14 protein-coding genes are annotated in these 12789 nt (G+C 67.3%); all 14 read left to right on the top strand.

Translation table 11 applies throughout. The features are described from left to right. The first annotated feature begins 39 nt into the window (after positions 1–39). The 14 genes from U1839_RS09840 to U1839_RS09775 all read left to right on the top strand — a co-directional run bounded on the left by U1839_RS09840 (position 40) and on the right by U1839_RS09775 (position 12776). Positions 40–783: a YebC/PmpR family DNA-binding transcriptional regulator gene (locus U1839_RS09840; protein WP_332803467.1), complete on the top strand. Its 744-nt coding sequence runs from the start codon at positions 40–42 to the stop codon at positions 781–783. Positions 784–1072: 289 nt separating this feature from the next. Beyond that, positions 1073–1558 carry a crossover junction endodeoxyribonuclease RuvC gene (gene ruvC, locus U1839_RS09835; protein WP_332803466.1) on the top strand — a complete coding sequence of 162 codons (486 nt, stop codon included), beginning with the start codon at positions 1073–1075 and terminating at the stop codon, positions 1556–1558. Between the two features lie 160 nt (positions 1559–1718). Next, complete coding sequence (ruvA, locus tag U1839_RS09830; protein ID WP_332803465.1) at positions 1719–2312, top strand: Holliday junction branch migration protein RuvA; 594 nt, start codon at positions 1719–1721, stop codon at positions 2310–2312. Further along, a complete protein-coding gene (locus tag U1839_RS09825; protein WP_332803464.1) occupies positions 2309–2665 on the top strand; it encodes a hypothetical protein in 357 nt (118 codons plus the stop codon). The genes ruvA and U1839_RS09825 overlap by 4 nt, the downstream gene beginning before the upstream one ends. Continuing rightward, entirely contained in the window at positions 2662–2901 is a 240-nt protein-coding gene (locus U1839_RS09820) for a hypothetical protein (RefSeq protein ID WP_332803463.1), read from the top strand. The genes U1839_RS09825 and U1839_RS09820 overlap by 4 nt, the downstream gene beginning before the upstream one ends. After that, positions 2898–3143: a ribbon-helix-helix domain-containing protein gene (locus U1839_RS09815; RefSeq protein WP_332803462.1), complete on the top strand. Its 246-nt coding sequence runs from the start codon at positions 2898–2900 to the stop codon at positions 3141–3143. The genes U1839_RS09820 and U1839_RS09815 overlap by 4 nt, the downstream gene beginning before the upstream one ends. After that, entirely contained in the window at positions 3136–3438 is a 303-nt protein-coding gene (locus U1839_RS09810) for a type II toxin-antitoxin system RelE/ParE family toxin (RefSeq protein WP_332803461.1), read from the top strand. The genes U1839_RS09815 and U1839_RS09810 overlap by 8 nt, the downstream gene beginning before the upstream one ends. Further along, positions 3435–4457: a Holliday junction branch migration DNA helicase RuvB gene (gene ruvB, locus U1839_RS09805; RefSeq protein WP_332803460.1), complete on the top strand. Its 1023-nt coding sequence runs from the start codon at positions 3435–3437 to the stop codon at positions 4455–4457. The genes U1839_RS09810 and ruvB overlap by 4 nt, the downstream gene beginning before the upstream one ends. Positions 4458–4895: 438 nt before the next feature. Next, entirely contained in the window at positions 4896–7163 is a 2268-nt protein-coding gene (gene ptsP / locus U1839_RS09800) for a phosphoenolpyruvate--protein phosphotransferase (RefSeq protein WP_332803459.1), read from the top strand. 108 nt (positions 7164–7271) lie between these two features. Continuing rightward, positions 7272–8246, top strand: a complete 975-nt coding sequence (locus tag U1839_RS09795) for a helix-turn-helix domain-containing protein (protein WP_332803458.1) — start codon at positions 7272–7274, stop codon at positions 8244–8246. A gap of 56 nt (positions 8247–8302) precedes the next feature. Next, a complete protein-coding gene (locus U1839_RS09790; RefSeq protein WP_332803457.1) occupies positions 8303–9256 on the top strand; it encodes a tetratricopeptide repeat protein in 954 nt (317 codons plus the stop codon). Between the two features lie 30 nt (positions 9257–9286). Further along, complete coding sequence (gene tilS / locus U1839_RS09785; RefSeq protein WP_332803456.1) at positions 9287–10279, top strand: tRNA lysidine(34) synthetase TilS; 993 nt, start codon at positions 9287–9289, stop codon at positions 10277–10279. Between the two features lie 87 nt (positions 10280–10366). Continuing rightward, positions 10367–12334 carry an ATP-dependent zinc metalloprotease FtsH gene (ftsH, locus tag U1839_RS09780; protein WP_281129991.1) on the top strand — a complete coding sequence of 656 codons (1968 nt, stop codon included), beginning with the start codon at positions 10367–10369 and terminating at the stop codon, positions 12332–12334. 73 nt (positions 12335–12407) lie between these two features. Then, on the top strand, positions 12408–12776 hold the full coding sequence (locus U1839_RS09775; protein WP_332803455.1) for a hypothetical protein: 369 nt from the start codon (positions 12408–12410) through the stop codon (positions 12774–12776). The last annotated feature ends 13 nt before the right edge of the window (positions 12777–12789 follow it).

Here is a 12789-nt window from a genome sequence, read left to right as displayed (position 1 = left end):
CGCCCCCGATCTCCAGAAAACGAAAGACGCGATACCGCGATGGCAGGCCATTCCAAGTTCAAGAACATCATGCACCGCAAGGGCGCGCAGGACAAAAAGCGCTCGGGCATGTTCTCCAAGCTGAGCCGCGAAATCACCGTCGCGGCGAAGATGGGGCTGCCCGATCCGGACATGAACCCGCGGCTGCGCGCGGCGGTCAACACCGCCAAGGCGGCGTCGATGCCGAAGGACAATATCCAGCGCTCGATCGACAAGGCGACGCGCGGCGACGCCGAGAATTACGAGGAAATTCGCTATGAGGGCTTCGGCCCGGGCGGCGTGTCGCTCATCATCGAGGCACTGACCGACAATCGCAACCGCACCGCGACCAATGTGCGCACCGCGGTGTCGAAGAATGGCGGCAATCTCGGCGCCAGCGGCTCGGTCAGCCACGCCTTCGACCGCATGGGGCTGATCACTTACCCCGCGAGCGTCGGCGATGCCGAGAAGGTGTTCGAGGCCGCGCTCGAAGCGGGTGCCGAGGACGTGCAGTCGAGCGAGGACGGCCACGAAATCTGGACCGCCCAGGGCGACCTGCACGAAGTCGCCAAGGCACTGACCCCGGTGCTCGGCGAGGCCGAAGGCGCCAAACTCGCCTGGCGCCCGCAGGTGATGGTCGATGTCGGTGAATCCGACGCCGCGCTGCTGTTCAAGCTGATCGACACGCTCGACGACGACGACGACGTGCAGACCGTGTGGGGAAATTACGAAGTCTCCGACGCCGTGATGGAGAAGCTGGGTTGACCTTCTTCAAGCCCCTCCCCTTCAGGGGAGGGGTTGGGGTGGGGCAGTGCCTTAGCGCGCGCGCTTTTGTGCCGGCGTCGAAAGAAGAGTTGGATTCGCGCGGAGGCGCGGAGGCGCGGAGGTGTTCCGCACGGCGCCTCCGTCTCGCGTCAGCAAGGCCTTGCCATTCCGTGGCAGCCGACCAGATTGTCTCTCATATTCACGGTCGCGCGCACTGCACGCGAGGCCGCTCCGCGCCTCCGCGCCTCCGCGCGAACAGATCCTACTTCTTGTTCTTCCCGAAAGCCGCATGATCATCCTCGGCCTCGACCCCGGCCTCGGTACGACAGGCTGGGGGCTGATCCGCGCCGAGGGCAACCGGCTGTCGCATCTCGCCAATGGCCGGCTCAAGACCGACAGCGCCACGCCGCTCGCCCGCCGGCTCGCGCATCTCGACATGATGCTCGGCGCGCTGCTCGTCGATCATGCGCCCGATGCGGCGGCGGTCGAGGAAGTGTTCGTCAACGCCAACCCGCAATCGACCCTCAAACTCGGCCAGGCGCGCGGCGTGGTGCTGTGCTCGGTCGCACGCGCCGGGATCGAGCCCGGCGAATATGCCGCCCGGCTGGTCAAGAAGGCAGTGGTCGGCACCGGCAATGCCGAAAAGGCCCAGGTCCACGCCATGGTCGCGCGGTTGCTGCCGGGCGTGAAGATCGACGGCCCCGACGCCGCCGATGCGCTGGCGGTGGCGATCTGCCACGCGCATCATTTGGCGAGCGCGCGGCGCATTTCTTGATCCTCCTAATTCCTCCTCGGAACGGGGAGGGGGACCGCGCGCTTCTTCAGCGCGTGGTGGAGGGGGAGCGCCGCAAGCGCTACGCTGGTGGCGCGCCCCCTCCACCATGCTTCGCACGGTCCCCCTCCCCGTACCGGGGAGGAACTGCTAGCACGCGCAAATGATCGCGCATCTCAAGGGCAGGCTTGAATCGACCGGCATCGACCATGCCGTGATAGACGTGGGCGGCGTGGGATATCTCGTCGGCGCTTCGGCCAAGACGCTCGCGGCGATCGGCCCCGTCGGCGAAGCGGCGACGCTGTTCACCGAGATGCTCGTCGCCGAGGACTTCATCCGCCTCGTCGGCTTCGCCCGGCCCGACGAGCGCGACTGGTTCCGCCTGCTCACTGCGGTACAGGGCGTCGGCGCGCGCGTTGCGCTGGCGATCCTTTCGGTGCTCGAACCGACCGAACTAGCCCGCGCCATCGCCGCCCAGGACAAGGCGATGATCGGCCGCGCCAACGGCGTCGGCCCCAAACTCGCCGAACGCATCGTGCGCGAGTTGAAGGACAAGGCCGGCGGGGTGATTCTCGGCTCGGTCACCCCGGTCGCGGCGGCAAGCAGCGCCGCGTCTGATGCGGTCTCCGCGCTGCTCAACCTCGGCTTCCGCCCGGCAGAAGCCAATGCCGCCGTGGGTGCGGCCGAGGAGGAACTGGGCGCGGGCGCGAGTCTCGATGCGCTGGTGCGGCTGGCGCTGCGCAAGGCGGCGAAGTGAGCAAAGTGACGGGCGTTGCGCTAGTCGCCAGTTGTCCGTGCGTCGATGAGCTTATTAATGGTGAATTTGTGATCGTGAGCGACCCCGTCGCCGAGATTCAGGTATGGCTCAAGGATCACTGTCACGGCGCTGCCCTCTTGGAGGTTTCCGACCGAGCGGGAGGGAGTAAGCACCCTCAATTCGAGCTTTGGTGTGCCGGTGTGAACTACATGAATGTCGAAGATGAATTCGCGGCATTTGTTATGTCTCGACGGTGGGGTGCGCCGGAGACTGTGATTTTGATGTTGCAGCCCGAAGAGGGCGTTACTCGCGTATTCCGTCCACCCTATGACGAAGATGGGTGGATGAAATGACCGACACCGAAAGGCTCATGATTTCCGCCGGCAGCAACAAAAACCTCAACGCCGCGCCGCGCCCCAGGACCCTCGTCGATTTCGTAGCGCAGAAGGCGCAGAAGATCGGCCGAGCTTCCCGCGCCAAGGGGCGCGAGCTTGAGCGTTTCGCCACCGCGCGCGCAAACCGCGCTACACGCCGGCTAGGCAAGCGCGCATTGGCGCATCGCCCGCATCGGGTTATATTCGCGGTATGACGCAACTCACCATCTCCATGCCGGCGGCGCTGCAAAGCTGGGTCGAATCGCGGATTTCCGAAGGCACCTATGCCGACGCGGCCGACTATCTGCGCGATTTGATCAGGCACGATCAGGAGCAGAATGACCGGCGCTGGATTCGCGCGATGATCGACGAGGGTCTCGCATCGGGCGTGATCGAGCGCGACGGCCTGGAAGTGTTCGACGAGGTGATCGCCGAGGATCCGGAGTTACGTGCCTAAGCTTCGCCTGGCGCCGGCGGCGCGTGATGATGTCCGGGATATCAGGATTTACAGCAAGACGATCTTTGGACCGACGGTTGCAAGTGCCTATATTAGCGGACTACGCGAGGCGCTCGCGATGCTTGCGGATTTGACGTCGGCGGGTGCTGCCGAGAGCGATCTCGGTGAGGACATCCGTGGCTTCGCCTATCGCTCCCATCGCATATATTATCGCCCGATAGACCAAGGCGTGCTGATCATCCGCATCTTGCATCATAGTCGCAATGCACCGCGCGCGCTTGGACGCAACGAATGACCGACACCGACCGCCTCATCACCCCCGCACGCCGCAGCGAAGATGTCGATGCCGCGCTGCGCCCCAAGAGCCTCGACGATTTCGTCGGGCAGAAGGCGGCGCGCGAGAATCTGCGCGTGTTCATCGCGGCGGCCAAGGCGCGCGGCGATGCGCTCGACCATGTGCTGTTCTTCGGCCCGCCCGGGCTCGGCAAGACCACGCTGGCGCAGATCGTCGCGCGCGAGATGGGCGTCGGCTTCCGTGCCACTTCGGGGCCGGTGATCGCCAAGTCGGGCGATCTCGCCGCGCTGCTGACCAATCTCGAGGATGGCGATGTGCTGTTCATCGACGAGATCCACCGCCTCCAGCCGGCGGTCGAGGAAGTGCTCTACCCGGCGATGGAGGATCGCGCGCTCGATCTGATGATCGGCGAGGGGCCGTCGGCGCGCTCGGTGCGGATCGACCTGCCGCGCTTCACGCTGATCGGCGCGACGACGCGCCAGGGGCTGCTGACCACGCCGCTGCGCGATCGTTTCGGCATCCCGGTGCGGCTGCATTTCTACACCGTCGATGAGCTCGAACGCGTCGTGTCGCGCGCCGCGTCGCTGCTCGATCTCGCCATCTCGCCCGACGGCGCGCAGGAGATTGCCCGCCGCGCACGCGGCACGCCGCGCATCGCCGGGCGGTTGTTGCGCCGTGTGCGCGACTTCGCCCATGCCGCCGGGCATGAGCTGGTCGATGCTGCCGCCGCCGATGCCGCGCTCAACCGGCTCGAGGTCGACGGGCTCGGGCTCGATGCGATGGATCGCCGTTACCTGACGATGATCGCGGACATCTATCGCGGCGGCCCGGTCGGCGTGGAAACGCTCGCCGCCGGGCTCAGCGAACCGCGCGACACGGTCGAGGAAGTGATCGAGCCCTATCTCATCCAGCTCGGCCTGATCGCGCGCACCGCACGCGGCCGTTGCCTCAATGCCGGCGGGTGGAAGCATCTCGGGCTGAACCCGCCTGCTTCTACACAGGACAGGCTGTTCAACTGACGGCGTGGGCGCGTTGATTCAATCGCGGCGTCTCTGCCGTCAGACTGACGCCATGTCCCATCGCCTTCCCGTGTATGATCGTCGCGTTGCCGCTCGCCCGCACACCCGGCACGCCGCGCTTGTTGCAGGCGCCTGCTCGACCTGCTCGCACCCTGCATGCGACCTGTCGGTCACCTGCTCGCCCACCTGTTAAGTTGGAAGAATGGCTGGCCCCGATTTCAGGCCAAGATCATGATTGATTGTCGAAAAGATTCGGGCACACCGGCCGCGAAGCTTGCCGGAAAAAAGCTTTGCAGGTCGAGCAGGGGGGAGCAGGTGAATTCGCACCGGCAATCACTGCTCCCGCCCGGCGCGCGGCACGCGCCGCACGCGCATTTCTTTGTCACCCCCTACCCTCACGGCGTAGCGATGCTGCGCAACATCTGTTAGCCCCGCCTCATGCCGTCCGCCGCCTCTTCCGCCCGCGAGATTCTCGTCCGCCTGCACGACGTGATGGCGTCGCGCACGACGGCGCAGGCCAAGCTCAACGCGGTGGTCGGGATCGTCGGCGAAGCGATGCACAGCGAGGTGTGCTCGATCTACCTGCTGCGCGACGGCGAGCTCGAACTCTATGCCACGCGCGGCCTGGCGCAGGAGGCGGTCCACGTCACCAAGCTCGCGCTGGGCGAGGGGCTGGTCGGCACGATCGCCAAGGATGGTGACGTGCTCAATCTGGATGAGGCGACCAGCCATCCCGACTTCGCCTACAAGCCTGAAACCGGCGAGGAGAAGTTCCACAGCTTTGCCGGCGTGCCGATCATCCGTCGCGAGCGCGTGATTGGCGTGCTCGCCGTGCAACATGTCGCGTCGTACAAATATGGCGATGTCGAGATCGAGGCGCTGCAGACCGTGGCGATGGTGCTCAGCGAGCTGATCGCCAATGCCGAGCTCGCCGATGGCGGCGGCACCAGCGCGGCGCGTCCGCAATCGACCGCCGCGATGCGCATCGCGGGGCTCAAGCTGGTCGATGGCATGGGCAGCGGCTATGCCGTCTATCACCAGCCGCGCATCACCATCGAGCATACCGTGGCCGAGGATACCGAGGCCGAGCGCCAGCGGCTCTATGCCGCCTTCGCCAAGATGCGCGAACAGATCGACCGCATGGCCCAGCAGGCCGAGTTCGGCGTCGGTGGCGAGCACGACGAGGTGCTCGAGATGTACAAGATGTTCGCCTATGACGAGGGCTGGTCGCGGCGCATCAACGAGGCGATCGATTCCGGGCTGACCGCCGAAGCCGCGATCGAACGCGTCCAGCAGCGCACCCGCACCCGCATGCGCCAGATCGACGATCCGCTGCTCGCCGACCGCATGCACGATCTCGAGGATCTGTCGAACCGTCTACTGCGCATCGTCTCGGGCCAGATGGGCACCGCGGCACAGCTCGGCCTGCGCCAGGACACGATCCTCATCGCGCGCAATCTCGGCCCGGCCGAACTGCTCGAATATGATCGCCGGCGGTTGAAGGGCGTGGTGCTCGAGGAAGGCTCGCTCACCGCGCACGTCACGATCGTCGCGCGCGCCATGGGCGTGCCGGTGCTCGGCCGCGTCAAGGGCGTGCGCCGCCAGATCGCCGAGGGCGACCTGCTGCTGCTCGATACCGGCGAGGGCAACGTCTTCGTCCGGCCCTCGGCCGCGATGGCCGAGGCGTTCGAGGCGCGCGCCGCCGTCCGCCAGAAGCGCCGCGCCGCCTATGCCGCGCTCAAAAGCGCCGTACCGATCACCCGCGACGGCCACCGCGTCACCGTGATGGTCAATGCCGGGCTGCGCGACGACGTCGCCGCGCTCGACGTGGCGGGTGCCGACGGCATCGGGCTGTTCCGCACCGAATTCCAGTTCCTCGTCTCGGCCACCCTGCCCGCGCGCGAGCGCCAGCAGCGGCTCTACAAGGATGTGCTCGACGCGGCGGGTGATCGGCCGGTGGTGTTCCGCACGGTCGATATCGGCGGCGACAAGGCGCTGCCCTATCTGTCGCAGGACGAGAATGACGAGAATCCGGCGATGGGCTGGCGCGCCTTGCGGCTCGCGCTCGATCGCGCCGGTCTGATGAAGGTCCAGGCCCGCGCGCTGCTCGAGGCGGCGGCGGGCCGCACGCTCAACGTGATGTTCCCGATGGTCTCCGAAGCCTGGGAGTTCGACGAGGCGCGCGCGCTGTTCGAGGCGCAGCGCCACTATCTCGTCGAGCGCGGCCGCAAGATGCCGGCCGAGATCCGCTATGGCGCGATGCTCGAAGTGCCGGCGCTGGCCGAGCAGCTCGACCTGCTGCTGCCGCATGTCGATTTCCTATCGGTCGGCACCAACGACCTGACCCAGTTCCTGTTCGCCGCCGACCGTGCCAACCCCAAGCTCGCCGAGCGGTACGACTGGCTCAGCCCATCGATCCTGCGCTTCCTCGCCCGCGTCGTTGCGCCGTGCCGCGCGGCCAATGTGCAACTCGGCGTGTGCGGCGAAATGGGTGGGCGTCCGCTCGAGGCAATGGCGCTGATCGGGCTGGGCATCGACCGTCTGTCGATCACCCCGGCGGCGGTCGGGCCGATCAAGGCAATGGTCCGCTCGCTCGATCGCGGCGCGCTGATGCCATGGATGCAGGAGCTTCTCGCCCACCCGCCGCGCGACATGCGCGCCGCGCTGGCGGGCTGGGCAGCCGAAACCGGTGTCGAACTGGCATGATCGCGCGGCGGAGCGAGCATTGCGACCGTTGACACCGGGGCAGCGCTTTGTGAGACGGTGGCGCGACGCAGGGAATAACGGGCCGCAAGCAACCTGCCGGAGATTTACATGACCGATCCTTCCGCCGGCGAAGAAGCGACGCTGTTCCCCAAGACCGCCGGCGAGAAACTGCGCGAGGCGCGCGAGGCGCAGGGCTTGTCGCTGGCCGAGATCGCTGCCCGCACGCGCATCCCGCTGCGCCAGCTCGAGGCGATCGAGAATTCCGAGTTCGCCCAGCTGCCGTCGATCACCTACGCCGTCGGCTTCGCCAAGGCCTATGCGCGGGCGGTCGGCCTCGACGAGGTGACGATCGCGCGCGAGGTGCGCGGCATCAACGAAACGACGGTGCGCCGTACCGAATATGAAGCCTATGAGATCAACGATCCGTCGCGCGTACCGAGCCGCGGCGTCGCCATGTTCGGCGGCATCATCGCGGTCCTGTTGCTGATCGGCGCGGGGCTGTGGTTCGGCACCAACCTGTTCCGCGGCCAGGAGAACAGCCCGCCGCCGCTGGTCGTGCCGAGCGACGCGCCGTCGCAGGCCGTCGCTGCAGCGCCGACGACGCCGGTTACCGGCCAGGTCATGCTGACCGCCAATGACGAAGTCTGGCTGCGCGTCTACGAAGCCGACGGTTCGCCCAAGGGCAAGACGCTGTTCGAGAACACGCTCAAGCCGGGCGACCATTTCGAGGTGCCCGCCACCGCGCAGAACCCGATGATCAATGTCGGCCGGCCCGACAAGCTGCAGGTCACGGTCAATGGCAGCGTGGTACCCGCTTTGGGTAGCGGCAAGGTCGCAATCAAGGACGTGCCGATCAGCGCCGCCGCGTTGCTAGCCCGCCCGACTCCTTCACCCGACGCGACCCCGACGCCGGCCGCCAGCGCGTCATCCGACCGCGCCGCTACGTCACCGACGCCGCGCCCGACGCCGCGTCACACCGCGGCTCCGAAGCCCGTTCCGACCAGCGTGCCAGCGCTCAACATCGCCGCGCCCGCTGCACCGGCACCGGCGAAGCCGGTCGCTACCGCGACACCAACGCCTTGAGGGTTACGCTACAATGACACTATACCGGGCGATCAACCGACACCGGGGGGTGTATGATGCGTAACGTGATGACCAGGGCATTGCTGCTCGCCGGGCTGAGCCTGATGCCGATCGCGGCACAGGCGCAGACCGCGATCGAAGGCCGCGTCGACCGGCTCGAAAGCGAGATGCGGGCGGTCCAGCGCAAGGTGTTCCCGGGCGGCAGCGGGCAATATGTTCTGCCCGACAACGCACCGCGGGTTTCCGACACGGTCGTCCCCGGCGCGCCGTCGAGCAGTCCCGTGACCGACCTGAACGCGCGCGTCGACGCGCTCGAAATGCGCCTTTCCACCGTTACCGGCCAGGTCGAGACCACGACCCACCGCCTCCAGGTGCTCGAGGATGCCTTCAACGCCTATAAGCGGATCACCGATGCGCGGCTGAAGGCGCTGGAGGACGGCGCGACCGCGACCGCCGGCACGGGGCTGACCGAGCCAGTCGCCAGGCCGACACCGAAGCCCGGCGCCACGCCGAGCCCCACCAAGCCATCCTCGACCGGGCCGACCAAGCCCTCAACGCCGGCGGTGCGCGATCCGGGCCGCGGCGCGCGCATCGCGGCGATCGAGAAGCCCGCCACCGGCGATCCGGCAGAGGACGGCTATCTCTACGGCTATCGGCTTTTCCAGGCGAAGCTTTACCCCGAGGCGCAGGCGCAGTTCGAGGAGATCGTCAGCAAATATCCGCGGCACAAGCGCGCCAGCTACGCACAGAACCTGATCGGCCGCGCCTATCTCGACGACGGCAAGCCGGCCGCAGCGGCGCTGGCCTTCTACAAGAGCTACAAGAAGTTCCCCGACGGTGACCGCGCGCCGGACAGCCTGATGAACCTCGCCGAGGCGCTGAAGGCGCTCAACAAGCCCGCGGCGGACATCTGCCAGGTCTATGACGAGGCGCTGAAATATGGGCCGAAGCTGACCGCGAAGATCAAGGCCGACCTGACCGAGGGCCGCGCACGAGCGAAGTGCAAATGACGCGGACGGTGCCCGGTCGCGGTTGATCGGGTGCGCGCGCGCGCGCTCCCGGCCGACGAGATCGCCCGGTTTCGCCGCGATCTCGACCGGGCGCTGGGTCAGCCGCTCGCCCCGGAGGCGAGGCTGGCACTGGCCGTTTCGGGCGGCGCCGACAGCATGGCGCTGCTCGCGCTCGCCGCGACCGCCCTGCCCGGCCAGGTGATCGCCGCGACGGTCGACCACGGTCTGCGGGCCGCGGCGGCCGAGGAAGCGGCGATGGTCGCTTCGTGGTGCGCCGACGCCGATGTTCCGCATGCCACGCTCACCGCCGACCGCACGATCGGCCCGAGCGACATCCAGGCCGAGGCGCGTGCGCTGCGCTACGATCTGCTGAGACGCTGGGCGACCGACGCCGGTGCGACGATCCTGGCCACGGCGCATCATGCCGACGACCAGGCCGAGACCTTCCTGATGCGCCTCGCCCGTGGCAGTGGTCCAGCCGGCCTCGCGGGAATCCGCGCGCGACGCGATCTCGGTACCCTCACCCTGGTCCGCCCCCTGCTCGCCTGGCGCCGCGCGGCGCTGCGCGCGCTGGTCGAGGCCGCCGGCGTGCCGTTCGTCGACGATCCGAGCAACCGCGATACCCGCTTCGAGCGCGTCCGCGTCCGCCAGCTGCTGACCGAGCAGACCTGGCTCGATCCGGTCAACCTCGCGCGCGCCGCGACGCATGCCGCCGAGGCCGATGCCGCGCTGGCCGAGCTCGCCGATCGTTTCTGGCGCGACCACGCAAGCGTATCCGAACGCGGCACGGTCGAGATCGCTTTGCCCGACATGCCGCGCGATCTGCGCCGCCGCATCGCCCGCCGCGCGATCGAGCAGGTCCGCTGTGCCGCCGCGATCACGCGCCCGGCGTTCGATTCGGCGAGCAATGTCGAGTCGCTGCTCGACGCGCTGGAAGGCGGCACATCGGCGACGCAGGCGGGGGTCATGGCATCGAGCAAGCGCGGAATCTGGCATTTTCGCCCGGCACCGCCGCGCCGGTGATGCCGATCGGCCCAAATAGCGCCGCGTTCCATTGCCATTAATCCTGCGTCGCCTATCTTGTGTGGTGACGAAAGGTGCGCAAAGCCGATGAACGATCAAGACAAGCCGCAGGGTCCCGATGCCGGTGGGCCCAACCCGTGGATGAAGCATCTGCTCATCTGGGTCGGCATCCTCGTCGCGGGGGCGCTGTTCGTCACCATGCTCGACGGGCGCGCCCAGACGGCGGGGGTCAACACGATCCCTTATTCGGCGTTCCTCGACAAGGTCGAGGCCGGCACTGTCGGCGAGGTCAACATCGCCGGTGAGGTCATCACCGGCTCGATGAAGAACAACGAAAAATTCCGCACCTATGCGATCCCCGATCCGCAGCTGGCGGACAAGTTGCGCAAGAACAGCGTGACGATCACCGCCAAGCCCGAGGAGGGCGCGCCGATCTGGCAGCTGCTGCTGTATCAGTCGCTGCCGTTCCTGTTGATGGTGGGCCTCGCCTTCTTCGTCATCCGCCAGATGCAAAAAGGGTCGGGGTCGGGCGCGATGGGCTTCGGCAAGAGCCGCGCCAAGATGCTGACGCAGCGTGAGGGCAAGGTGACCTTCGACGACGTCGCCGGCATCGACGAGGCGCGCGAGGAGCTGCAGGAGATCGTCGAGTTCCTCAAGGACCCGACCAAGTTCGCCCGGCTCGGCGGCAAGATTCCCAAGGGCGCGCTGCTGGTCGGCTCGCCCGGCACCGGCAAGACGCTGCTCGCCCGCGCCATCGCGGGTGAGGCCGGCGTGCCGTTCTTTACCATTTCCGGCTCGGACTTCGTCGAGATGTTCGTCGGCGTCGGCGCAAGCCGCGTGCGCGACATGTTCGAACAGGCCAAGAAGTCGGCGCCGTGCATCGTCTTCATCGACGAAATCGACGCGGTCGGGCGCCATCGCGGTGCCGGCCTCGGCAACGGTAATGACGAGCGCGAGCAGACGCTCAACCAGCTGCTGGTCGAGATGGACGGCTTCGAGGCCAATGAAGGCATCATCATCATCGCCGCGACCAACCGGCCCGACGTGCTCGATCCGGCGCTGCTGCGCCCGGGCCGCTTCGATCGCCGCGTGACGGTGCCGCTGCCCGATATCGAGGGCCGCGTGAAGATCATCGAAGTGCACATGAAGAAGGTCCCGCTGGCCCCCGACGTCGACGCGCGCACCATCGCGCGCGGTACGCCGGGCATGTCGGGCGCCGATCTCGCGAACCTCGTCAACGAGGCGGCGCTGATGGCGGCGCGACTCGGCAAGCGCCTCGTCGCGATGGCGCAGTTCGAGCTCGCCAAGGACCGCGTGATCATGGGCACCGAGTGGAAGTCGCTCGTCATGACCGACGAGGAAAAGCGCATGACCGCCTATCATGAGGCGGGCCACGCGCTGGTCCATGTCCATGAGCCGGCGTCGAACCCGATCCACAAGGCGACGATCATCCCGCGCGGCGGCGCGCTGGGCATGGTTGTGTCGATGCCCGAGCGCGACAACTACTCCTATCACCGCGACAAGATGTACGCCGATCTCGCCATCGCGATGGGCGGCCGCGTCGCCGAGGAACTGATCTTCGGTCACGACAAGGTGTCGTCGGGTGCGTCCGGCGACATCAAGCAGGCGACCAAGCTGGCGCGCGCGATGGTGATGCGCTGGGGCATGTCGGAAAAGCTCGGCCCGCTCGAATATGAAGAGGAGCAGGGCGAGACCTTCCTCGGTTACTCGCAGACCCAGCGGCATAACATGTCGAACGAGACGGCCTTGCTGATCGACAGCGAGATCCGCCGCCTCGTCGATGACGGCCACAAGCGCGCGACCAAGGTGCTGACCGACAATATCGAGCAGCTCCACCAGATTGCGGGCGCGCTGCTCGAGTTCGAGACGATCACCGGCGACGAGATCAAGCACCTCGCCACTGGCGGTTCGATCGATCGCCCAGACAACGACGCCAAGGGCTCGACGCTGCCGACCGGCGGCACCTCGATCCCCAAAACCCGCCGCCCCAAAGGCCAGGGTCCGTTCGGCAACCCGGCACCTGCCGGGGCATAACCGCGCGCGTTCATCGACGGGACATCCCGTTGGCATTAGCCCCCTCGTCGATCACGGCGGGAGGGTTTTTTGCATGCGGCGTTCGGTATTGGTGGTGGCGGCAGTAGCGGCGGCGATGATGCCGCTGGCGGCGCAGGCGATGACGGTCGATCAGTTCCTCGCCAAGGCCAGTGCGCTCAAGGCGAAAGGGATGATGGCGATGCTGTCGTCCGATATCGGCGTGCTCAAGGCCGAGATCGCGGACGCGACCACCGCCTGGAAGGCCGACAAGGCCGCGCGCAAGGCGGCCGGCCAGCCGCCGCTGGCCTGCGCGCCCGAAGGAACCAAGATGACCTCCGACGAGCTGCTGAAATGGTTCGCGGCTTTACCCCCGGCGCAGCGCGCCGCGAGCGTGAAGGATGGCTTCGCGCGGGTCATCATCGCGCATTATCCCTGCCGCTGAGGGTCCGCCTCGC

It is taken from the genome of Parasphingomonas halimpatiens (assembly GCF_036663795.1).
GTDB lineage: Bacteria > Pseudomonadota > Alphaproteobacteria > Sphingomonadales > Sphingomonadaceae > Sphingomonas.
Note: the sequence above shows the minus strand (reverse complement) of the source record. Positions and strands in the feature narration are given on the sequence as shown.